The sequence below is a fragment of the Paeniglutamicibacter sulfureus genome, from assembly GCF_039535115.1.
GTDB classification, from domain to species: Bacteria; Actinomycetota; Actinomycetes; order Actinomycetales; family Micrococcaceae; genus Paeniglutamicibacter; species Paeniglutamicibacter sulfureus.
On the sequence record NZ_BAAAWO010000001.1, the window covers coordinates 2,436,494 to 2,459,220 of the forward strand.

At 66.2% G+C, this 22,727-nt stretch carries 16 protein-coding genes and 1 riboswitch; of the genes, 8 read left to right on the forward strand and 8 right to left on the reverse strand.

Features of this window, described 5'->3' with window-relative positions; all coding sequences use genetic code 11:
• The first annotated feature begins 34 nt into the window (after positions 1–34).
• Positions 35–310, forward strand: coding sequence for an HPr family phosphocarrier protein (locus ABD687_RS11185; protein ID WP_217387268.1), 276 nt, complete (start codon positions 35–37; stop codon positions 308–310).
• 197 nt (positions 311–507) lie between these two features.
• On the opposite strand, the gene ABD687_RS11190 is transcribed toward ABD687_RS11185, so the two are convergent.
• Both ABD687_RS11190 and ABD687_RS11195 read right to left on the reverse strand, forming a co-directional pair.
• Positions 508–6,840 (reverse strand): anti-phage protein ProA, encoded by a 6,333-nt coding sequence (locus ABD687_RS11190; protein WP_310291179.1) that lies wholly within the window; start codon positions 6,838–6,840, stop codon positions 508–510.
• A gap of 122 nt (positions 6,841–6,962) precedes the next feature.
• Positions 6,963–7,328: a nuclear transport factor 2 family protein gene (locus ABD687_RS11195; protein WP_302264214.1), complete on the reverse strand. Its 366-nt coding sequence runs from the start codon at positions 7,326–7,328 to the stop codon at positions 6,963–6,965.
• 344 nt (positions 7,329–7,672) lie between these two features.
• Positions 7,673–7,763, forward strand: a riboswitch (glycine riboswitch).
• A 172-nt stretch (positions 7,764–7,935) separates the two neighbouring features.
• On the opposite strand from ABD687_RS11195, the gene ABD687_RS11200 reads away from it, so the two are divergent.
• From ABD687_RS11200 to ABD687_RS11210, 3 genes are all read left to right on the forward strand, one after another.
• Positions 7,936–8,685, forward strand: coding sequence for a DUF5058 family protein (locus ABD687_RS11200; RefSeq protein WP_302264198.1), 750 nt, complete (start codon positions 7,936–7,938; stop codon positions 8,683–8,685).
• 28 nt (positions 8,686–8,713) lie between these two features.
• Positions 8,714–9,457 carry a hypothetical protein gene (locus tag ABD687_RS11205; RefSeq protein ID WP_310291176.1) on the forward strand — a complete coding sequence of 248 codons (744 nt, stop codon included), beginning with the start codon at positions 8,714–8,716 and terminating at the stop codon, positions 9,455–9,457.
• 113 nt (positions 9,458–9,570) lie between these two features.
• Positions 9,571–10,803, forward strand: coding sequence for an amidohydrolase (locus tag ABD687_RS11210; protein ID WP_310291174.1), 1,233 nt, complete (start codon positions 9,571–9,573; stop codon positions 10,801–10,803).
• A 97-nt stretch (positions 10,804–10,900) separates the two neighbouring features.
• On the opposite strand, the gene ABD687_RS11215 is transcribed toward ABD687_RS11210, so the two are convergent.
• Positions 10,901–11,653 carry an IclR family transcriptional regulator gene (locus ABD687_RS11215; protein ID WP_302264193.1) on the reverse strand — a complete coding sequence of 251 codons (753 nt, stop codon included), beginning with the start codon at positions 11,651–11,653 and terminating at the stop codon, positions 10,901–10,903.
• 123 nt (positions 11,654–11,776) lie between these two features.
• Here ABD687_RS11215 and ABD687_RS11220 point away from each other — a divergent pair, with 123 nt between their 5' ends.
• Genes ABD687_RS11220 through ABD687_RS11230 form a run of 3 tightly spaced genes read left to right on the forward strand, consistent with a single transcriptional unit; the run spans position 11,777 to position 15,236 of the window.
• The gene (locus ABD687_RS11220; protein WP_302264192.1) at positions 11,777–13,162 is read left to right on the forward strand and encodes an SLC13 family permease; all 1,386 of its coding nucleotides are present in this window, start codon (positions 11,777–11,779) and stop codon (positions 13,160–13,162) included.
• Positions 13,163–13,173: 11 nt separating this feature from the next.
• Complete coding sequence (locus ABD687_RS11225; protein WP_302264190.1) at positions 13,174–14,427, forward strand: CaiB/BaiF CoA transferase family protein; 1,254 nt, start codon at positions 13,174–13,176, stop codon at positions 14,425–14,427.
• Positions 14,424–15,236, forward strand: a complete 813-nt coding sequence (locus tag ABD687_RS11230) for an enoyl-CoA hydratase/isomerase family protein (protein ID WP_302264188.1) — start codon at positions 14,424–14,426, stop codon at positions 15,234–15,236. The genes ABD687_RS11225 and ABD687_RS11230 overlap by 4 nt, the downstream gene beginning before the upstream one ends.
• Before the next feature lie 86 nt (positions 15,237–15,322).
• On the opposite strand, the gene ABD687_RS11235 is transcribed toward ABD687_RS11230, so the two are convergent.
• Positions 15,323–16,420 carry an NAD(P)-dependent alcohol dehydrogenase gene (locus ABD687_RS11235; protein WP_310291168.1) on the reverse strand — a complete coding sequence of 366 codons (1,098 nt, stop codon included), beginning with the start codon at positions 16,418–16,420 and terminating at the stop codon, positions 15,323–15,325.
• A gap of 271 nt (positions 16,421–16,691) precedes the next feature.
• On the opposite strand from ABD687_RS11235, the gene ABD687_RS11240 reads away from it, so the two are divergent.
• Positions 16,692–17,138, forward strand: a complete 447-nt coding sequence (locus ABD687_RS11240) for a UPF0158 family protein (RefSeq protein WP_310291166.1) — start codon at positions 16,692–16,694, stop codon at positions 17,136–17,138.
• A gap of 58 nt (positions 17,139–17,196) precedes the next feature.
• On the opposite strand, the gene ABD687_RS11245 is transcribed toward ABD687_RS11240, so the two are convergent.
• The 4 genes from ABD687_RS11245 to ABD687_RS11260 form a co-directional block, all read right to left on the reverse strand.
• On the reverse strand, positions 17,197–18,645 hold the full coding sequence (locus ABD687_RS11245) for an SLC13 family permease (protein WP_310291164.1): 1,449 nt from the start codon (positions 18,643–18,645) through the stop codon (positions 17,197–17,199).
• Positions 18,646–18,656: 11 nt separating this feature from the next.
• The gene (locus ABD687_RS11250) at positions 18,657–19,772 is read right to left on the reverse strand and encodes a PrpF domain-containing protein (protein WP_310291163.1); all 1,116 of its coding nucleotides are present in this window, start codon (positions 19,770–19,772) and stop codon (positions 18,657–18,659) included.
• 434 nt (positions 19,773–20,206) lie between these two features.
• Positions 20,207–20,587, reverse strand: coding sequence for a universal stress protein (locus tag ABD687_RS11255; RefSeq protein WP_310291161.1), 381 nt, complete (start codon positions 20,585–20,587; stop codon positions 20,207–20,209).
• A 23-nt stretch (positions 20,588–20,610) separates the two neighbouring features.
• Positions 20,611–22,725, reverse strand: coding sequence for a tripartite tricarboxylate transporter permease (locus tag ABD687_RS11260; protein WP_310291157.1), 2,115 nt, complete (start codon positions 22,723–22,725; stop codon positions 20,611–20,613).
• Positions 22,726–22,727 lie beyond the last annotated feature (2 nt).

A 22,727-nucleotide genomic window follows, 5' to 3' on the forward strand; every position in this document is an offset into this window, starting at 1 on the left:
ACAAAAAACCAGCTCAATCCAAGGAGAACCCCCCATGGCAGAACGTATTGCAACCATCGCCAGCCGCGTCGGCCTGCACGCCCGTCCGGCAGCCATCTTCGCCGAGGCAGCCGGCAACGAAGACCTCGAGGTCACCATCGCCCGCGAGGGCGAGCCGGCCGATGAAGCGATGGACGCCTCGAGCATCCTCTCGCTGATGGGCCTGGGCGCCGAGCACGGCACCAAGGTCGTGCTGCGCGCCGACGGCGAAGGCGCCGAATCGGTCCTCGAGACCCTGGCCGCGATCCTGGAAACGGACCACGACGCCTAGGGTTCGCTGCTTCGACATACTTCTCTACAACGCGTCCCGGTGGGGGCTTCGAGATGAAGCCCCCACCGGGACGCGTTTTCATGTGCACGACATCCCCGGTGTTTCGCAACCGCCACTGACGCGGATTGCTCCCGGGTCCTTCGCCGTCTCACCTGGTGCCGTACCGCAACTTCCTCACCGGCTCCGGCACCAGCGCACTAGCCAGCCAGGCGGATCCTGCCGGCGACGGATTCCAGGCGCTGTTCGCGGACCGCCAGTTCCAGGCCCTGTTGCAGGCGCGCGGAAACCTTCTGCGTCATGCGTCCGTATCCCAGGACACTCATGGCCTCGCGCTTGAGCTCGTCGACCCCGGACTCCCCGGCCAGCGACGCCCGGGCGCACATCACGTTGGCGATTTCCCGGAGGCAGATGTCCTCAATGTCCAGACCGTGTGACGCGAAGCCGGTGCGGTAATCGACCCACCGGGCAGGGTCCTGCTTGGAGGGCCAAATGAAGCCCTCCGCATCAACCGTGTAGGACTTCCGCGGCAGTGCCGCCAGCATGGACTTCTCCCGCGCCGCGGACATCCTGCCGGATTCGTGGGCGCCGATGGCCAATCGTGCCAGCCTTGTTTCGTGGATCGGCCATTCCGCCCCCGCGATGTCGCCCAGCAGCGCGGCGGCCTTCTTCTTGCCGGCAGCGCTCCTGAGTTCGTCAAGGTCGCCGAGCGTCCCCGCCGTGCGCGCGTCCCACGGCGTGTACGCGGTGGCCTTGCCCGGGTAGGCTTCCGGTCGCCCATCCGCCGCGCCGTCCCGGCTGCCACGCCATGCCTGGCCTTCGCCCGGGGACTTCACGGCGGCCGGAGCCGCTTCCCGCGCCGCCCGCGCCTTGCCTGCCTTTTCCACCGCGGCATCGAGGGAGTCCAGGACGGCCCCGGCATCCTGCAGCCAGGCCGGAAGCCAGATCCGCGCGACCGATTCCCAACCGAGCAGGCCGCGCAGGATTTCCTGCGGCAGGCCGTCGCGGTCCCCCACGGTCCGGCGCCGCGCCCACGGCCCGTTGTCCAACAGGATCGCCAGCAACGGCTCGGGCGGGCGGGCGGGATTCGCAACCGTCAGATCGATCCTGAAGTCCGAGAGTCCCACATTCGTCGCCACCGCATGGCCGCGCTCCTTCAGCGCCGCCGCCACCTGCTCGCGGTGCCGGTCCCGCGCCACGGCCGAATCCGACCCGTTTTCCAGCGTGCGGGTGCCCTCTGCGGCAAGGTCAAGGTAGGCGCGCAGGTGCTTGATGCCCAGGGCCGAGGAGTCCTCTGCCCGCAGGTCCGCGGGGTCGAAGCTGGAGAACACCACGACCTGGCGCCGTGCACGGGTGATGGCCACGTTCAGCCGGCGCTCGCCGCCGACATTGTTCAGCGGGCCGAAGTTCAGCGGCAGCCTCCCGCGTGCGTTGGCGCTGAAGGCGGTGGAAAACAGGATCACGTCGCGTTCGTCGCCCTGCACGTTCTCCAGGTTCTTCACGAACAATCCCTCGTCGTCCGTTTCCAGCGCGGCACCCAGGCGCTCGTCCGGGTCATCACGCAGCAGGCCCTCAATCAAATCGCGTTGCGGCGCGTTGAAGGTGACCACCCCGATGGACGGCGTGGACATTGGGGAGGCATCGAATCGTTCCTTGATTTCCGCGACGATGCGCCCGGCCTCCACCGGGTTGGTGCGCAGCACCTCGGCGGGCCCCGTGCGGTGGAAGGTGCCATCGACCCGCACCAGGGAAATGCCGTAGCCGTCAGGACCCGCGTGCGCGGCACCGTGGCGCGGGGACGGGAAGGATGAGAGCTTGCCGTCATAGTAGTGCCGGTTGCTGAAGGCGATCAGCGATTCGTCCTGGCTGCGGTAGTGCCAGGACAGCCAGCGGCGGGCCACCCTGGCCATGACCGCCTCGGACAGGATCGATTCCTCGTCGGCGACCAGCAGCCCCGATTCCGGATCCTCGTCCGGCTCGACGGAGACCTCGGCGAAGGAGCTCGGCGGCATCTGCTTCGAATCCCCCACGATGACCGCGGACCTGGCCCGGCCCAGGGTGCCAATGGCGTCGGCCACGCGGATCTGCGAGGCCTCGTCGAAGACCACGATGTCGAATTCGCCGGCCCGCGGCGGGAAGAACCGGGCGGCGGAGTCGGGGCTGACCAGCACGCAGGGCAGGATGGTGGTGACCAGGTCCCCGTAGGAGTCCATGAGCTGGCGCACGCTGAGCCCTCCGCGCCGGCGTTCGAGTTGGCGGGCCAGCTCCCCCACGCGGCTCTCGGCCTGCTTCAGCTTCTGCGCACGCTGGCGGGTGATCGCCTCGGGCAGGGACTTGGCCACGTGCCGGCGCAGCCGGCGCGACGAGTCGGTGAATCGCGCGATGGCGCGCTCCTGGGCAGCGGTGCTGAATTCATCGAATCCGTGGGTGGCAAGCCGTTCGGCCAGGGCCGACTCGGCGGTGCCGCGCAAGAACCCGCGCAGGGCGTTCTCGGCCGGGATCGCGCCAGTGGCAAGTTGCGTCCAGGCCGCACCGAGGCCGTGGTCCTTCAGCGGTTCAAGCGCCTCGACAAATGCGACCCAGCGTTCGAGCCCGCGCTCGGCGTCGCGCCCGGTGACCCGGTCCTGGCCGGTGCGCCGGTACCTGCCCAGGAAGCCAGCGGTGTCGGGCCAGGCCTGCCCGGCGCGCGGTTCGGGCGCAATGGCCTCCCGCAACGCGTCCCACGCTGCGGCGACCCGCTCCAGTTCCCCGGCACGCGCCGGATCTGCGGGGGTGTTTTGTCCAAGGACCTCGCGCAGCAGCGCCGCGTACTCCCGGTCCCGCCCGGCAGGTGCGAGCAGGTCCGCCAGCTGGACCAGGTTCTCCCGCCGCCGCGCGAGCCATTCGATGTCGCCGTCGACAAAGGGGTTCCAGTTCCCGGACAGGGTGATTCCGGCCAGGGAGCCCAGGCCCGCGACGAGTTTGGCGCACTGCGCCCGCGCCTCGATCATGCCCTCCACACTGGCCACGAGATGTTGCGCCGTGTCCTCGCCGCCGATCCAGCGCTGGCCGAAGTGCTCGGCGATGACCTGCAGGCGCCGCCTCTTCCGGCCGATCCCCAGGAAACCGAACCTGTTGGCAAGCGTGGCTGCCTCGTGAACCGGGGCAAGATCCATTCGAAGCACCGACGGCTCCACGAGCTCCGGCAGCCAGGCCATCTCCTGGACCAGCGCGGTCGCTTCGGTCAGCAGCGCCCCGCTGCGCGAGCGCCACTCCACCGTTGCCGCGGCATCGAGAACCGGCAGCGGGACCCCGGCTTTCAGCAGCCGGGCCAGGGCGCGCAGGTCCTGGGGTTCCGGGGCACGTTCCACCAGGGAGGCCACGCCCGGATCGCGCGTCAGGGTGCCGGCGCCGTGCAGGGCCAGGTCGAGGGCCTGCACCGCATCGAGTACTGCCTGTTGCAGTTCACCACCCAACGGTCCGCCAATGAATCCCCAGGGATGCTCGTCCCGCGGCCTGGTCGGACCCGCGGTGTCCGGGAGCCGCACCAGCGCCTGGCGCACCTCGTCAACTGCGGCGGGGAAGGCCTGCGCGGCAAAGCGTTCGGGGATGGGCAATGTGGCAATGGCCGGATCCATGGACAGGACGGTGTTGTACGCCGCATAGGTGGAGTAGCCGGCGGGGTTTTCCTCGTGGAGGTCCCGCGCATACCCGGCCAATCGGTGGACGGAGGAGGACAGGTCGGTGGAGGCCAATTCCATCCCCGCCGTGTCGGCGAAGACCAGGTGGTCAAGGGATGCCTTGATCTGGGCGCGCACCGCGTTTGGCGAGGAGCCCTTGTCATGCAGGTCCAGGGCGAACTCGCCCAGGCCCACCTCGTTCAGCCGCTTGCTCACCACCTCGAGCGCCGCCCGTTTTTCGGCCACGAACAGCACCCGCTGCCCGGAGGCCATGGCATGGGCCAGCAGGTTGGTGATGGTTTGCGACTTGCCGGTGCCCGGCGGGCCCTCCAGGACGAAGGTGTGCCCGGCGTGCGCGGCGGCGACCGCCTCCAGCTGGGAGGCATCCGCCGGGACCGGGAGCCTGGCGGCGAGCTGGTCCAGGTCAACGCCCTGCCCGGTGCCGGTTCCGGCGGGGTCGGTGAATTCGCTGGTCGGCGTGTCCACCAGGTGTCGCACCAGCGGCGCGGACATGAAGGTTTCCCAGTTTTCGTCCAGGTCCCGCCACATCCGGAACTTGGCGAATTGCAGGATCGCCAGATCGACGGTGCCCTCCACATGGAAGGGCAGGTCGGCGTCCGCCAGAGCGGCGCGCAGCGCGCCCAGGGCGGATTCGAGGTCGATTCCCGACCCGTCGCGCACCGGATCCTCGAATCCGGGGATGCGCAGGTTGAATTGCTCGTGCAGCTTCTCGCTCAGGCAATAGTTCGGGGCGGAGGCGCCGGTCTCGTCGATTTCCAGGCGGAAGTGCTTGCCGCGTCCCGCCGGCCGAAGGGTGACGGGCACCAGGAACAGCGGCGAGCGCAGGGCGCGTCCGTCCATCGACCAGCTCAGTGAGCCCAGTGCCAGATAGAGGTTGTTGGCGCCGCTCTCGTCAATGATCCGCTTGGCCTGGCTGGCCAGGCGGCGCAGCCGGGTGAGGTAGGTTCCCGACTCGAGCTTCGTATAGGCCCGGCCGCGGGTCAGCAGCAACTCGATCCGGCGTTCGACCGGCAGCAACGGCCCCGAGGTGTATCTCTCCTTCTCGAGCGCGCCGATCTCGTCGGCGGGCAGCAACTCGATGCTCCGCCCGTGGTTGACCAGGTCCTCAAGTCCGGCGAGAACGGAGTCGGGGATCGCCAGCGGGAGCCGGGAACGCTCGGTGAAGTTCAGCAGGCGGTTGCGCAGGGAGAGATCCAGCAGCCCGTTCTTCCACGCCGTGATGCGCGGCGGCGCCGCCTGGACGGTGGGGGCCGGGGCTGCCTGGCGGCGTTCTGTCCTTTCCCGGAAAAAGCGCTCGAGGGTGTCGGGCGCCGCTGCCCGGTACTCGACCACGACGGGCTTGCCGAACTCCGAGATGCCGCGGGCCGGCAGCGGACTGATGCCGCTGCGCCGCGCCTGGCGGATGTCGATGGCGTAGACCATCGACCCGGCTGCCGACGGAAGTTGTGCGTGGGCCAGTTTGGTCGCGGCTGCGGCTTCCGCCATGGGCGGGCGCCCGTCGGTGGTGATCGCGGTGGTCTCGACGATGCGCAGGTGGTCGGCGTCTACAAGGTTCGCCAGTGACCGGGCTCCCTCGGCATCGAGGCTGCTGCTGGGCAGCGCGCCGTCCGGGGTGCGCCAATAGGCCAGGAACGCATGGCCGCACACCAGCCAGATGACCGAGTTGATGGCCACTCGCTCGAGTAGCGCGGACATCAGCAGTGTGGTGTCCAGGGCGGTTCCGAGCCGTTCGGTGAGGACCTCCTGGGCTGCGCGGACGTGTTGTCCCCCGAGATCGGCCAGGTCCCAATTTGCGGGCAGATTGCCGAGCCGGATGCCACGGGCGCGCAACACCTCAAAGATGCATTCGACGGACTGGTCAACCCGCTGGGCGCCGCCCTGGCGGGCGTCGAGCGAGTCGGTCCCGCTGCGCGCCCGGAACAGGTCCCCGGCCTCGGAGAGGATCCCGGTGAGCTGCGGATGCTGCGGCTGCACGAACGCGGCCAAAAGTTCGGCATTGGCCTGCGTGCCTGCACCCGGCCAGTAACCGGCCGGAAGCAGCTCGACCGCGCCCGATTCCTCGGCGACAAGTTTTCCGTTCTCGGCCACCCTGACAATGAGCCTGCCCGGGCGGCGGGTGTCGATCAAGGCGAAGGCCGCCGGGTCCAGCGCCACGTCCAGGTCATGGAGCGTGCTCAGACCCGGCGGGAGTTCCAGGCGGCTCTCGGCCACCGCGGAGACCGGCAGGTTGCCTGCCATCACCACGGCCGTCACCAGGATCGACAATGGTTCCGGGCGGGGGTTCTCCAGTACCACGCGTTCAAGGATTCGGGCATGGGTGTGGGCCGAGGCGTAGTTGATGGAAGGACCGTGCGCGATGTCGATCCGGACGCGTCCACCGTTCCCTGCAGGCGCCGCATCGACGGTGGATTCCTCCGTGGCCTCCGGGTCTTCGACGTGTTCCGCGGCGGCCCGGGCCAGCTCGTCCACGCGCCGTGCCGGATGTTCCAGGCCCAGGGCCCGGAGAAATTGGGCACAGGTCGCCAGGTTCCGCTGGACGGCAGCGGCACTAAAGCCGGCACCCAATTCCCAGTCGTTGGCCACGTCGCGCAGCCTCGCGGCCAGCTGCTCTTGCCCGGCCGAAAGCATGATCACGTGCCCCGCTGCTCCGGGAGTTGCCATTAGCCTGCCCAACTGCGCGGGCAATGCCGCGGGGACGGTCGGTGGTTCGGCCCCCAACGCATTCTCAAGCCGGTCCAGCAGACCTGTCCAGCCGGCGGTTTGGTTCTGCCGGGCAAGGTGGTCGGCCATGAATGGAGTCAGTGCACCCGAAACGATGTCCAGTGCCGCACCGACGTATTCACGCAGTCTCATCCAGTTGCCCATCCCCGTTGATCGCCGGGCAACCCGATCAAGGGTGCCGCTTCCCTCCTAAGAACCTATCCCAGATGCGCAGCGGCGGCCCGTCACTCGAGGCGCAGGCCAATCGCCGCCGCCTATTTGTAGTCGTTCTCGGTCAGCTCGATGACGAAGGCGCGGCGTTCGGTGATTAACGCATCGCGCATCACGAAGACCTCTGCCATGGTCATGCGCATGGTCGCACCGTTGGCACGGTGTGCCTCGCCGGAGAGTTCGGCCATGACGACGTCGTCTTCCTCGACCAGGCGCACGATTTCCAGGACCGGCGGCCCACTGAAGTCCGGGCTTTCGATCGCCCCGTCGTAGGCATCCTTGCCGCTGAGCCGGAAGTGGCCGAAGACCGTCCATTCGATGTCCTCGGTGAGACAGGAAAGGATCTGGGCATGATCTGACTTGTTGAATCCGTCGATGTACTTCCTGACGGTGTCCTTGTTTGCCGACATGGATGGAACCTCCGGGAATCCTGTGTGGCGCGTTGATGGGCGGCAGGGGCGGAACGGGCACCCGCTGTCCAACAGCTCGGGCCACGGGCGCAGGCCTGCCGATTCCCAAGGCTAACCACTGGCGCGGACGGATGGGAACACTCTCCCGTAGTGGAACCAAGTCGTTGTGAAACCCCGCGTCGAGCTGGAATCACCCTCACTCCCTAGGCCATTCCTTGTCGGATCGGAAAAAAGAAATTCATGACCGTTCGGTCGGCTGAAATAAAGAGTGCCGCTGTGACCCACGTCAAGTAATGTTGGCTTCCAGCGGACAAGCAGCCGCCGACAACTGAATAGTCTTCCGATCACGCGCGGCTGGAGAGTCCCGGACACCACTCGGGCACCGAAGGGGCAAGCACCCGCAATCTCTCAGGTACCAAGAACAGCCGCGTGAGGAAACTCTGGAGAGCAGCCGCCGGGACGGGTGGCTCACCGACGAAGCACGCCGGTGCCATGGGGCACCGGTTTCACTTTCAGGTTCAGGACAGAGCGGGCACGGTGGCACCTGGCAACAACATACGCCCGCTCCCACCGCACTGAACCCTTCGATGAACGGTAGAACTCCCCCATGCAAATACCTGCCATATTGCCCGCCGTTGCGGACAGCAACTCCACGGACATCCTCGCCGTCGCCAATTCACCGGTCCTCTGGGCCTGCGCCATCGGTGTCTTCCTGGTCATCATCGTCCAGTCCGTCATCTACATGAAGGCAGCCAAGATTGCCGCACCCCATGTTGGGATGACCCAGGCCGAGCTGAAGACAAGCTTCCGCGCCGGCGCCGTTTCAGCCTTGGGCCCCTCGCTTGCCGTGGTCCTTGTCGCCGTTGCCCTGCTCACGATCTTCGGCACACCCGCGGTCTTGGTGCGCATCGGCCTGATCGGTTCGGTGTCCTACGAAACCGCCGCCGCCGCCATTGCCGCCAACACGGCCGGCGCGGAACTCGGCGGCCCCACCTACACCCAGGCGGTCTTCGGCCTGGCCTTGGCCGCAATGAGCCTTGGCGGTGCCATGTGGATGATCGCCACCCTCATCCTCACCCCGCTCCTCAAGCGCGGCGATTCCGCCCTGCGCAAGGTCAACCCGGCCATCATGCTGGTCGTCCCGGGTGCCGCCATGGTTGCGGCCTTCATGGTGCTGGGCATCGGCGAACTGCCCAAGTCGTGGCTGCACGTTGTCGCCTTCGTGTCCTCGGCGGCGATCATGACCATCCTGATGGTCATCGCGAAACGGGTCAACAGGCCGTGGATCAAGGAATGGGCGCTGGGCATTGCCATCATCCTTGCCTTGGCCATCACCTACGCCGCCACCCGCCTCTAGCCGCCGCCAAGATTTCCAGGAGCACATCATGAGCAATGCAACAGAAATCCACCAGGCGCTCGGCGCCTTTGACAAGACCACTTCCCGCTGGGGCCGGATCACCATGATCATTGGCCTGTTCTTCTCCCTGGCCGCCCCTGCCTACCTGGTCTTTTTCGCCGGCCTCGACATCGAAATCGCCGGCATCATCACGGCCTTCGCCGCCCTTGCCGCGGTCTTCGGCGTCATCTGGATCGTCGAGCCGTTGACCTACTTCCCGATCCTCGGCGCCTCCTCCATGTACCAGGCTTTCATGATCGGCAACATCTCCAACAAGCTGCTGCCGGCGGCGATGATCGCCCAGGCGACCATCGGCGTGAAGCCGGGCACCCGCAAGGGCGAACTGGCCTCGGTCGCCGCCATCTGCGGCGCGGCAGCCGTCCACCTGTCGTCCCTGTTCATCTTCGTGGGCCTGCTGGGCACCTGGCTGGTCAGCGTGATTCCGGTCGACATCATCCAAACCGTCCAGTTCTATATCCTGCCGACCGTCATGGGCGCGGTGGTCGTTCAGGCCATCGTGAGCCAGAAGGCCCCTCGATCGGCAGTGATCGCACTGGTGGTCTCGGTCATCGTGGTCTTCTTCGCCCAGCTTTACAAGCCCTTCGGACTGTTCTCCACCGCCGTTGCCGTGATTTCCACGGCCGTCCTCGCCTGGGTGTTCCGCGACCGCAAAACCCTGGGCACCCCGGAAGACGTCCCGGTGGACGCCACCCCCGAGGGCCCGATGTACTGACCGGCACCCCCGGCAACCGTACCGACCCGCTAAAACACTCACTGCAAAAATACTGACCGGCGGCGGCACCCTGCGGTGCCGCCGCCAACCCAAAGCAAGGAACCCCCAGCCCCATGGCCAACACCACGATTCCCCAGTCCCTGAAAATGTCCGCGGCCTCGGCGGCCGAAATGGGCGAGACCTACAAGTACCTGCATGCCACCCCCGAGCTGTCCATGCAGGAACACAAGACCGCAGACTACCTGGCCAAGCGGCTCGAGGATTTGGGGCTTGAGGTGTTCCGCTGCGGCGGCACCGGCGTGGTCGGCGTGCTGCGCAACGGCGAGGGACCAGTCATCGGCATGCGCGCCGACACCGACGGGCTGCCAGTGCTCGAGGACACCGGCCTCGACTATGCCAGCACCGCGACAGGTTCCCTGGATGACGGCACCGAGGTCCCGACCATGCACGCCTGCGGCCACGACACTCACATGGCCACTGCGCTGAAGACCGCCGAGCTCTACGCCGGTGCCACCGATGCCTGGGCCGGGACCGTCGTGTTCGTGCTGCAGCCAGGCGAGGAAACCGCCGCCGGCGCCCGCGCCATGGTTGAGGACGGGCTCTGGGACAAGGCGCCCAAGCCGGAGATCATGTTCGGCCAGCATGTGATGAACGGGCTCACCGGCACGGTCTCGCTGTTGGGCGGAGCGGCCATGACCACCGCAGACTCCTTCAAGGTCACCGTCTTCGGACAGGGCTCCCACGGCTCGATGCCCGAGCACTCCATCGACCCGATCGTGCTCGGCGCGTCCATGGTGCTGCGCCTGCAGACCATCGTCTCGCGCCAGGTCGCCCCGCAGTCCGCGGCCGTGCTGACCATCGGGTCGTTCCACGCCGGGCTCAAGGAAAACGTCATCCCCGACCGCGCCGTGTTCACCATCAATGTGCGCACCTTCGAGCCGGAGGTCAGGGACATCGTCCTCACCTCGATCCGGCGCATCATTGCCGCCGAGGCAGAGGCCTCCGGCGCGCCCGAGCCGCTGATCGAGGACATCTCCAACTTCCCGCCGCTCTACAACGACCCGGCCGAAACCGAAAAGCTGGCCGAGGAATTCCGCGCCGAGTTCGGCGAGGAGCGGGTCCTGCAGGGTTCGCCGGTCATGGGCAGCGAGGACTTCGGTGCGCTGGCCGCGGCGATCGGCGTGCCCTCGGTGTTCTGGTTCTTCGGCGGAAATGACGCCAAGACCCTGGCCGCCGGCCACCCGCCGGCAAACCACTCGCCGTTCTTCGCCCCGGTCATGGAACCGACACTGAGCACCGGCGTCGAGGCGGCTGTCCGCGCCCTGTACTCGAAGCTCGGCAAGTAGCGAAGACCTTCAATCCTCCGGCCAGGTCTTCTTACCGAAGGCCTGGCCGGAGGCATATATACGGGCTTTCGACGGAACCGTGCGCGTGCAGGGGCCCTTAGCGGCTACCGCGCAACAGCGCGCTGATTTCGCCCGCGGTTCGCACGACGGCGGTGCCGTACTCTTCATACTTTGCTGGCTCGATGCGGCTCGAGGGCCCGGAAATCGACACGCTGCCGACCGGCACTCCCGCGGAATTCACGATGGGCGCCCCCAGCGACGTGATGCCGCTGCTCAACCCCTCCTCGTTGATGGCGTAGCCGCGCTCCCGCGTTTCGCGCACCAGTTTCCACACGGACTCGGGGTCGGTGACAGTTTGCTCACTGACGCCCTCCAGCGGACCGGCAAGGACGTCGCGGACAAACTCGTCGGCGGACGCTCCCAGGAAGGCTAACCCGGTTGCCGAGGCGTGCAGGGGAATGGGGGTTCCCAGCGCCAGAAACGCGCGCAGCACGTGCGGGGTGTCGAGCCGCTCGATGACAACCAGCGACTTGCCGTCGGGGACACACAAGTGCACCGTTTCCCGGGTGTCCAGTTGCAGGCCGTTCATCGGGCCAATGGCAATGTCCCGCAGGTCAACGCCTAGGCCAGCACGGGCGGTCACTGCATACGCGTGAAACGAGAGCGACCAGGCCGCATCCCGCGTATCGCTTTGCTGCACCCAATTCATCTCCTTGAGTGTCGCGAGCATGCGTAGGACCGTGGCCTTTGACCCTCCGGTCCGCTTGGCAATGTCCGAAAGCCCGATGGGCTGGTGCAGCGAGATTGTCTCAATGACCTGGATTGCCGTCTTCACGCTTTGCGTACTCACCGTGGATATACCCGTTCCTTCCCTTGACCAACACCCTGTTGTGATATAGCTTACATCCGAATTCCGAAAATGAACCGTCGGTTCAACTAGTGAACCGCAGGATGTGCAAGTGAAAGGACGAGCGTGAGTTCTCAAATCATTGCCTTGTTGATCTTCGTGGGAATCTTTGCCGTGGCCACGCTTCGCAAGGTGCACCTCGGTGTCATCATGTTCGCCGCGGCCGCCGGTGTCGGCATTTGGCTGGCCGACCTGGAAATGAAGCAGGTGATCGGGGGCTTCCCCGTCTCCATCCTCGTGCTGCTCGTGGGGGTGACCTATTTCTTCGCCATCGCCCAGGAGAACGGGACCGTCGACAGGATCATCGAATCCGCCATTGCCAAGGTCGGCGACAACGCCTTTGTTCTCCCCATCGTCTTCTTCGCATTGTCCGTCGGCATATCGGCCATGGGCTCCCCGCTGGCGGGCCTCGTGCTGACCCCCATCGGCATGCCGCTGGCCAAGAAGTACGGCATCGACCGGATGCTGATGGGACTTGCCATCGGCTGCGGCCTGAGCGCCGGAGGATTCGCCCCGACCAGCCTCTTCGGCATCGTGACCTATGGGACCGCCCACTCGGTGGGAATCCCGCTGAACCCGCTGCTGCTCTTCGGCGTCGCGCTTGGCGCCAACCTCGTGCTGATGATCGCCGCCTACGCCATGTTCGGCGGTTTCGGGTTGCTCAAGTCGCGGGCGAGCGGGTCCTTCAGCCCCTCGGCAGCACCGCGCTTTGCGGGCCGCGGACCGCTTCCCGCCCACCCGTTCGAGCGCGAGGGACTGACCCGCCGCAGCGCCGAGGCTGCACGCAGCAGCCTGCAGACCCTGGAGAAGGCCGACGCCGCGCCGGCCGTGCGCACGAGGATGAACACCACCCAATTGGTCACCGTGCTGTGCATGCTCGGACTGCTCACCAGCGTCATCGTCCTGGCAATGTGCGGACTGGACCCGGACATCGGCATCCTGTGTTTCGCCTTCGCCTCGGTCATGACCTTGGTCGACCCGAAGACCGGAAAGACCGCAGTGGCCAAGATCGACTGGTCCACGGTCCTGATGGTCGGCGGCATCATCACCTTCGTCGGCGTGCTGCAGAAAATGGGAGCCGTCGAGCTGCTGGGCGAGGCGGCCAGCCGGATCGGCGCCCCGATTGTCGCGGCCCTGGTCATCTGCCTGATTGGCGGCCTGGTCTCGGCCTTCGCCTCCACCACCGGAATGCTCGCGGCCCTGGTGCCGCTGGCCATCCCGTTGGTGGCATCCGGCGACATTGCCGGCTGGGCCCTGATCGCCGCGCTCGGTGTCTGCTCCTCGATCGTGGATGTCTCCCCGTTCTCCACCGTGGGGGCCACGCTAGTGGCCACCGTCGAGGAAGACGAGCGCCCGCGCATCAACAAGCTGTTGACCCGGTGGGGCATGTCCATGGTCGTGATCGGCCCGCTGGGCCTGGTCGGGGCGCTCGTGCTGCCCACCATGTTCTAGGAACCACGGCCATGTCAGATTCATTTCCCCAGAAGGAGAACCCCTTGCTGCCCTTGAGCGGTATTCGCGTCATCGACCTCAGCCGCGCGCTGGCCGGCCCCTACTGCACCGCATTGCTCGCGGACATGGGTGCGGACGTCATCAAGATCGAGACCGTCACCGGCGGGGACTCCTCGCGGTCCTGGCCGCCGTTCGATGGGGACCACAGCCTGTACTTCGATTCCACCAACCGGAACAAGAAGTCGATCTCGCTGGATCTCTACAGCGATGCCGGACGGGAACTGCTCGCCGGGCTGCTGGCCGACGCCGATGCGCTCGTGGAGAACTTCAAGCCCGGAACCATGGAAAAGATGGGGCTTGCGGCCGAGCGGCTGCGTGCCATCAATCCACGGCTGATCGTGTCCTCGATTACCGGCTACGGCACGGCCGGACCCTGGAAGGACCGTGCCGGTCTGGACCAGGTCATCCAGGCGACCTCCGGGCTGACCTCGGTCACCGGCAGAAGCGCGGAGGAGACCTACCGCGTGGGCATTCCGATCGTCGACATCACCACCGGCATGGTCTCCGCTTTCGCGCTGGTCAGTGCGCTCTACGCCAGGGCACGGGGAGGGGACGCCCACAACGTCTCCACCTCGCTGTTCGAGACCGCGCTGGGACTCTCCGCCTTCCAGGGGCAAACCGCGCTGACGCTGGATCGCGCGCCGGAACCCCAGGGCAACAACCATCCGACCATCGCGCCCTACGGGGCCTTCGCCACGGCCAGCGACGACATCGTGGTGGCGGTGGCCACCGAATCCCAGTGGGCAGCATTCTGCTCGGTGATCGGGCGAATCGACCTGGCCGAGGAGCCACGCTTCGCCACCGGCCGGGACCGGGCACTGCACCGCGAAGAACTCAACGATCTGATCACCCGGGAGTTGTCGACCCGGCCGGCCACCGCATGGATCGAGGAGCTCAATGGCGTGGGGATCCCCAGCGGTCCCGTGTTCGACTATGTGCAGGCGGTCAGCAGCGACCAGGCCCGCGCGCTGGGACTGATTGCCGAAACCCGGCGCGCCGACGGAACCCAGCTGCGCGTGCTGCGCGGCCCCGTGAGCATCGACCGCGTGCCCACGCCGGTGCGCCAGGCACCGCCCGCCCTGGGCGAGCACAGCCGCGAGATCCTCTCCGACATGGGACTCGACGATGAACAGATCAACCGCCTGATGGCGGAGGGCATCGTGAGGGAGCCTGCCGTCCTGGCCCCGAGCGGAGCGACGGCATGAGCGCAACGACGGCGGCAGCCCAAACGGTGGCAGGTCGCATCTCCAGTGCAATCAAGGGCGACATCGGCGAGATTGTGATTGAGAACCCGAGCCAGCGCAATGCCCTGACCCGGAACATGTGCATCGACCTCGCCGCACAGGTGCGCCTGCTCGATGCCGACCCCCAGGTCAAGGTCATCACGCTGCGTGGCTGCGGAGACGACTTTTCGGCCGGTGCCGCCATCAACGAACTCGGCCGGGTCTTGTTCGACGAGGGCGCGAACGGGGAAGCCATAGACCACCTCAGTGCCGCCGATGCGGCGATCTGCGCGGCGCGCAAGCCAACAGTCGCACTGGTGCGCGGGACGTGCATGGGCGGAGGCTGGCAGATTGCCTCGGCCTGCGACATGAGCATTGCCGCCGACACCGTCAGGCTTGCGGTCACCCCGTCCAAGTTGGGCATCATCTATCCGCGTTCCGGCATTGAACGCCTGGTTCAGCGGCTGGGCGCGGACAAGGCGAAGTACGTGCTGTTCAGCGCGGACCTGATCCCGGCGCAGAAGGCAGCGGCCTGGGGGCTGTTGACGGACGTGGTCCCGGAGGACGAGTTCGAGGTCCTGAGCCAGGGTCTGGTCTCCCGCATGGCCATGCGCTCGCAATATTCGATCCACACCATGAAGTCGCTGATCGATTCCATGGTTTCCGGGAGCAGTGCGGAGGACGAGCTGTGGCGCGCGGAATGGGCGAAGCTGCCGGCCAGCGAGGACTTCGCCGTGGGCCAACGCGCGTTCCTGGAGGGCGAAAGGCCGCGCTTCACCTGGGGCGGCTGAGCCCGAAGCCGTTGCCTCGCGGGAACGGTGGGCGGACATGCTCCCCGTGAAATGTCCGCCCACCCAGTACTCCGGATCCGATGGCGTCAGAACACGATGACCGGCTTCAGCGTCGAGCCGTCCGCGGAATCGGCGAAGGCCCGGTTGATGTCCTCGAACGGGTACTTCTTAATCAGCTTGTCGAATGGGAACAGGCCCCTGGCGTGCAGGCTGACCAGCCGGGGAATGAATTCCTTGGGCACCGCGTCGCCCTCGATGACCATGGAAACCTTGATCCCGGTCAGCAGCAGGTTGCCGATGGCGAACGGCGCCTCGGTCCCCAGCTTGGCGGCGCCGACCAAGGCACCGTGGCCCCGGGTGGCCAATGACTGTGTCATCTGGGAGAACACCGGGGGCACCCCGGTGGTGTCCAGCGCGAAGTTGGCGCCTCCACCGGTGATTTCCTTGATCGCCTCGACCGGGTCGGTCTCCTTGGAGTTCACGGTGTGGGTGGCTCCCAGCTCCTTGGCAAAGTCCAGGCGTTCGGGGACGATGTCCACCATGATGATCGTCGTCGCGCCGGCGGCCTTGGCTGCCAGCATGCCGGCCATGCCCACCGCTCCGGTGCCGAACACCGCGATGGAGGAACCGGGCTGCGGCTGCAGGACATTGAGCACGGCCCCGGAACCGGTCATGATGCCGCAGCCCAGGGGGCCAAGGATCTCCAGCGGCACGCCATCGGGGACCTTGACCGCCCCGTGGGCCACCACGTTAGTGAGCTCGGCAAAGGACGACTGGCCGAAGAAGTGCGACCCGATCGGTCCCTGCGCGTCGGAAAAGGACTTCGAGCCATCCGGGCGCTGGACTCCGAAGTTCCGGTCGTAGAAGTTCACGCAATACATTGGATGCCCGGCGAGGCATTGCTCGCAGCGACCGCAGAAGGCCGGGCCGATAACGACCTTGTCACCCTCGGCGAATCCCTGCACGTCGGACCCCATGGCCTCGACGATCCCGGCACCCTCGTGGCCCAGGACCACCGGCAGCGGCACCGGGTACCACTGGTCGCGGATGATGGCGTCGGTGTGGCAGACACCTGAGGCAACCATCCTCACCCGCAACTCGTCGGCACGGGGTTCGTCGACTTCGACCTCCCTGATCTCCAGATCGGTTTCGGGGGCAATGGCGATTGCTGCTCTGGTTTTCATCTCTGGCCTTTCGCGCATGGTGCTCGGGAAGGAATTGCGAGTGTTGCGCAGGCCCGGTCGTCTTTCACAGGGCCCGGGCGAAGCGGCGGAACCCGGGCGCGGGATCAACCGCCACTACCTTCATTCTTACCAGCGGCGCACGGATTCGTATACGGATGGCGCAGGGACGGCCGTCCCCGACTTCGGCAGTTTCCGGCGGTGCACTTGTGCACACCCCGGTGTGGCGCAAGGCTGGAGGAGACACCGATCCGATCCACGGCAAGGAAGCCAGATGCTGAAACTCGAAGATCTCGATCTGGACATGATCGCCATGGCCATGCAGGATGACGGCTCCATGGGCGTGGAGTACTACCTCAACACCCTCACGGGCGAGCTTGTCATGGCCGGACTCGACGACGACGACCTCGAGGTCGATCCGGAGGAACTCGAAGACGAGAAGTATGCCGGGGTCGACCGCATTGAATCCTACGAGTCCTACCAACACATGGAGGATTTCACCCGTTCCCTGCCGGAAGGCGAGGTCCGCGCAAAACTCGAGCAGACGCTGATCCGCAGCAAGCCGTTCCGCCATTTCAAGGACGTGCTCGGCTTCTTCCCGGAGGAACGCGAAGCCTGGTACAGATTCAAGGACGAGGCCATGCGCCGGGTGGTCATCGAGTGGCTGGTCGGGATCGAGGCCGTAGAGGATCCTGATCCCGCCGGAACCCGCGAAAAATAAAAGTAGGCAGGGACCCTTTCTCGGGCTCCTGCCTACTCTTCGACTGTGAATCGGGTCTTTACATGATCCCGGTGGGAACCAGCAATGCCCAGGTCAGCGCCGGGGCCACCAAGACGATCCCGCCTGCGTAGTACATCAGCTGCTTGTAGACGCGCTGGCGGTCGTTCTCATGGGCGTTGGCGACGACCAGCGCTCCGGCGGTGGAGAACGGCGAAACATCCACCACGGTTGCGGCGATGGCGATGGCCGCCACCGTGCCGGAGGCGCTCAGCGAACTGACGGCCAGCAGCGGACCGGCCAGCGGAATGAAGGCGGCCAGCAGTGCGGTGGAGGAAGCGAAGGCCGAGCCGACGCCGATCACGTAGCACAGCACCAGTGCGATCAGGATGGGCGCGCCCAGGGCCAGGGCCTTGTGGGCCAGGGTGTCGATGACGCCAACATGCGTGAGCAGCGAGACGTAGGTGATCATGCCCGCCACCAACAGGACGGTCGACCAGGAGATCCCGGCGACGAACTTTTGCTGCGCCTTGATGTTGAACAGGGCCAGCAGCAATCCGGCGCTCAACGCGACAAAGCCGATAGGCAGACCGAAGCCCAGGGCGCAAACGAGCATCGCGCCGATCAGTGCCAGCGTGAAGATCTGCTGTCCCCGGGGACGGGTGCTGCCCGCAGCGACCTCGGCCATGTGCGCGCTGCCGTCGCCGTCGCGCAGCTTGCCCAGGAGGGCGAACACCACAACGGTCAGCACGGAAAGAATGAGGTTGATGACGAAGCTGGCGACAAAGAGTCCGCCCGGGGAAATGGGGAAGCCGTTTTCCAGCGAGATGTCGTGGACCAGCACACCTGCCACGGACAGCGGCGAGAATCCGCCGGCGTGGGCACCATTGATGATGAACGCGCCCATGAGCACCGGGTGGATCCGCGACTCGTAGGCGAAGCCGATGGCAGCTGGGGCCAGCAGTGCGACTGCCGCCGGGGAGAAGGTGCCCAGCGACGTCAGTGCGGCGGCAACCAGGAAGAACACCCAGGGCAACAACATCGTCTTGCCGCGCACCATGCGCACGCAGCTGCGGACGATGATGTCGATGGTCCCGTTGTGCTGGGCCATGCTGAAGAAGTAGGTGACGCCGATGATGGTCAGCACGATGCTGGCGGGGAAGTCCGCCAGGATCTCCTTGTCGCTCATGCCAAGCATGAAGTAGCCGACGCCGAAGGATGCCACCAGCCCCATCACGCCGATGTTCACTGGCCATTTCGTCGCGACGATAAACATCACGACGAGGATGACCAGCGGGATGATCTGTGTGGAAGTCATGGGCGGCTCCGAATCAGCGGCGGCCGCCGGGGCGAAGATGGCACGCCCCATGACGAGGGCGAGCAGACCGAGGAAGGCGATCGCGGCGACCGAAATAAGCATGACACGGCGCTTGCGGGCCGGTCGCACGGATGACGCTTCGCGAAGGTCGTTCTCTGCCGGTGGAGCTGGCTTCAATGCTGTTTTGGTCATGGTGTGTCTCCTCAGTAACTGGCGCTTGCAAGCGAGGCTTCGGCGGCGCTGCCGATGGCCTCGGGGAGGTGGATGGTGGAGCTGGCGATGGTGCGGGCGGTGCGGTCGACGCCGACCAGCAGGGAACCGTCGCGTTCCTCGCTCCAGGTCTCGATCACGCCCGCGGGGGTGCGCAGCCGCAGCGTGGCCCGCGGCATGGCACCGGTGATGTCGCCCAGCACGGTCCCGGGGGTCTGGGCTGCAAGGGTCAGCGCGATGCTTCCGGTGATGGCCAGCGCCGGGTGGGGCTTGCCCATCGAGAGCATCATGACGTTCACGTCGCACTCCGGATCGGCTGCCGGGGCTCCGACGATGGCGACCTTGGGGATGGCCCTGACGGCCTCGGCGGGGGTGGCCGCGAGTCCCATGAGCACGGCAGCCTGCCGGCGGATCTTTTCCAGGGTGTCCAGCTGCAGTTCGACTCCGTCGACCCAGGTCTCGTATCGGGCGGTGTCCAGCCCCAGGTCCTCGGCGCGGACAATCACGACCGGCGCCCCTGCGTCCACCATGGACACGGTCCATTGGGTGCCGTCAGCGTCCAGCAAGTCGTTGGCCGCACCGGAGGGCAGCAGGCTGCCGGTGGTCATTCCCGCCGGATCCCGGAAGCCGAGTCCGACCTTGTACCCGGGAAAGACGACGCCGGGCATGTGGGCATCGGGAACGATGGGCAGGGCCCCGCCGGGGGTGGGCACGCGCTGGACGATGATCTGCCCGGTGTTCGTATTCCGGGTGGTGATCAGGGTTGCGTCCCCGGACGGAAGCACCCAGCCCTTCTCGATGGCATACAGTCCCACGACCGCGGAGCAGTTTCCGCAGTTGCTTCCCCAGTCCACGGTGGCCTCTTCGATGCCGACCTGGGCGAAGGTGAATTCCACATCGACCTCGGGGTCGGAGGACCTGTGGAGGATCACTGCCTTGCTGGTCGTCGAGGTTGCCCCTCCGACGCCGTCAATCTGCCGTGAATCGGGACTGCCGAACATCCGGGGAAGCAGTTCATCGAGATTGGTTGCGGTCGTCTCCAGGTGATCGGTTTCGAAGACCCAGCACTTGCTGGTACCTCCGCGCATCCATTCGGCTTGTATCTTCATCGCAATTCCTACGTCTCGTCGTGCCGCTCATGTGGATCGGGTCATATGAGCCGGGCGTCACAAAACAATAGGCTGGATCACAAATGAAGACCATGTGAATATGATGAAGAGGTATGTAGAAGTGCTTAATTTACTGTGATTGCGCCCCTAATGGGCTCAATTGACGCCCCGGCCAGAGGCCATAATCAATGCATTGTCGCTAATGCGCTCCGAGATTCCAGAGAATGAACCAAAGATACACCTGGTTGAAGCATTGCTTATCAGAGATGCCGCTTCCGGGGGTCGACCGGCTCGTCACGTTCCGTGATGTATTGCCACAGGGGGCCGGACGCTGCGTGCAATTATGGGAAAGGTCCGCCCGGCTGACGCCGGACGGACCTCTCTTTTCCCCAACGACGGCTAGCTCTGCCGATTTGTCGTGGGGGGCTTTTTGGTTAGACCGCCTTCAAGGTGAGGACTGGGCAGTCTGCCTCGATGAGGATGCGCTGGGCGTGGCTGCCCATGATCAGCTTCCCCACCCTGGAACGACGCCGCAGTCCGAGGACGATCAGGGTGGCATTGGTATCCTGCTGGGTTTGCAGGACCAGGTCGGCGGCATCATGGATGGACGGCGAGCGCGGCACCACCCTGACCCGGCTCGTCCCCTCGCCGGATCCGGCGAGGTCGAGCCCGCTGGTTTCATCCCCGTCGCCGGATCCGTTGCCGTCGACGTTGACAACCACCAGTTCTTCGCCCAGACGGGTCGATTCCTGGTGGGCCCTGGCAACGGCGGCGCGCCCCTCGGGGGTGTCGGTGTAGCAAGCCACAATGGCCATGTTCTTCTCCTTCGTGAAAAAGGTCAGGAAACGAGCTGGCCGAGCCAGCCCTGGGGCAGATCGATGGGCAGCAGGCTTGGCAGCAGCATCAACACAATGAAGAGGATGCCGGTGTAGATCACCGTGGTCTTGACCCGCGCCCTGGCCACGATGAGTAGGAAGGCCGGGACGAAAATCATCACCGCGGCGAGGTATCCCAACAGTGCGGTCAGGACCAGGAAGCCAACCATCCATCCGAAGGTCTTGAACGCGAAGTGCGTGTCCGCCCGCGGCTTTTCCGCCTCGACAGCAGTGCCGGCCACGGTGGCGAGGTGCTGGGCAGAGCCTTCGAGCGCGGAGCTTCCCCCTGCGGGGACCAGGCTTCCCCCGGGGGTGGCCTCGCCTCGCGGCGGTGTCCCACCCATATCCGCGTTGAACGGAAGATGCGAACGCTTCTTGCGCCACACCCGGGTTTCCTGGACCAGGAGTGCCACGGTGAGCAGCAGGCCTGCCCATCCGACCAATTGCGGAACCAACCGCGCCTCGGAGGAGAACTGCGAAGACAGGGCGATGGAACCGATGAACACGATGAGGGCACCGGCGCCCGCACCGAGCGACCAGGTGCTGTTTTTCAGCGGGGCGTCGGCATCGGCCGCGGACTCGAAGCTTGCATCGTCGTCGCTGTCCAGGTTGCGGCGGGCGCGGAACCACTTGAAGATGTTCCAGAGGATCGGCAGCACGAGGATGGCGATGAAGACCATGGTTCCCGGGCGAAGCATCCATTCGAAGCCCTCATAAAGGCTGTCGGTCAGGAAGTAGTAGCGCTCCAGCGGAATGGCCAGGACGAAGCCGATGAGGAACGGTGCACGCGGGAAGCCCGTGGACTTCAGGACCCAGCCGGCCACGCCAAGCAGGACCATGACCCACAGGTCGCCGAGCTGGCCGCCTTCCTGGAAGGCGCCCAGGAGCATGATGGCGATGAGTCCGGCCGAGAGCACCGCGAAGGGAACCTTGGTGAGGGAGGACAGCGGACGAACGGCGAGGAAGCAGAACAACGCACCGAGCACGGAGGCGATCGCGAACGACCAGACGATCAGGTACATCAGGTCCAGGTGCTCGTTGATGATGGCCGGGCCCGGCTGGATGCCGTAGGTCAGCAGCATTCCCAGGAGCATGGCCGAGGGCACGCCGCCGGGGATGCCGAAGAGCAGGGTCGGGATGAGGTCGCCGGCCTCGACGGAGTTGTTGGCGCTTTCCGGTCCGACGATTCCGCGGGGGTCTCCCTTGCCGAACTTGCGCTTGTCCTTGGCGGTTGCCACGGCCTGGCCGTAGGCCAGCCAGGTTCCCGCGGTGGCACCGACGCCGGGGAGGATGCCGGCCCAGATGCCGATCAGTGATCCGCGAATGACCTGGGACCAGTGGGTGAACCATTCACGGATGCCCGATCCCCACCCGCCGGTGACCTCGATGGGCGCGTCTTCGCCGCGGCGCTGGCTGGCCCGCGATGCGATCTCGGCCAGGCCGAAGATGCCCAGGGCCACGGCGACCAGGGAAAGGCCGTCCCCGAGGAAGAGGCTGCCGAAGGTGAAGCGTTCCTCGGCCGTGGTGGGCGAGGTGCCCATCATGCCCAGCAGCAGGCCGAGCATGCCGGCAACCAGTCCCTTGACGACGTTGCCGCGGGAGAGCACGGCTGCGAGGGCCACGCCGAGAACCGTGAGCATGAACAGCTCTGGACTGGCGAAGGAGAGAACGAGCGGACGTGCCAGCGGGATGGCGAGCGTGAGGCCCACCGCGCCGATGACGCCGCCGGCCATGGAGGAAAGGAACGCCAGGCTCAACGCGCGTTTTGCCTGGCCCTTCCGCGCCATGGAGTAGCCGTCGAGCATGGTGACGGAGGCCGAGGCCGACCCCGGGGCACCGAGCAACACGGCCGAGACGGTGTCCGAGGTGTGGACGACGGCCAGCGCCCCGATGAGCAGGGCGAGCGCGGAAGCCGGTTCCATGCCGAAGGTGACGGGCAGGAGGATGGCGACGGCACCGGTGCCGCCGAGTCCCGGGATGAGACCCATGACAAGTCCCGCCACGACTCCGATGAGGAGCATTAACAGCAACGAGGGGTCCGCCAGGGAGGCCAGTGCGGCCATGGCTGAATCGAGCATGA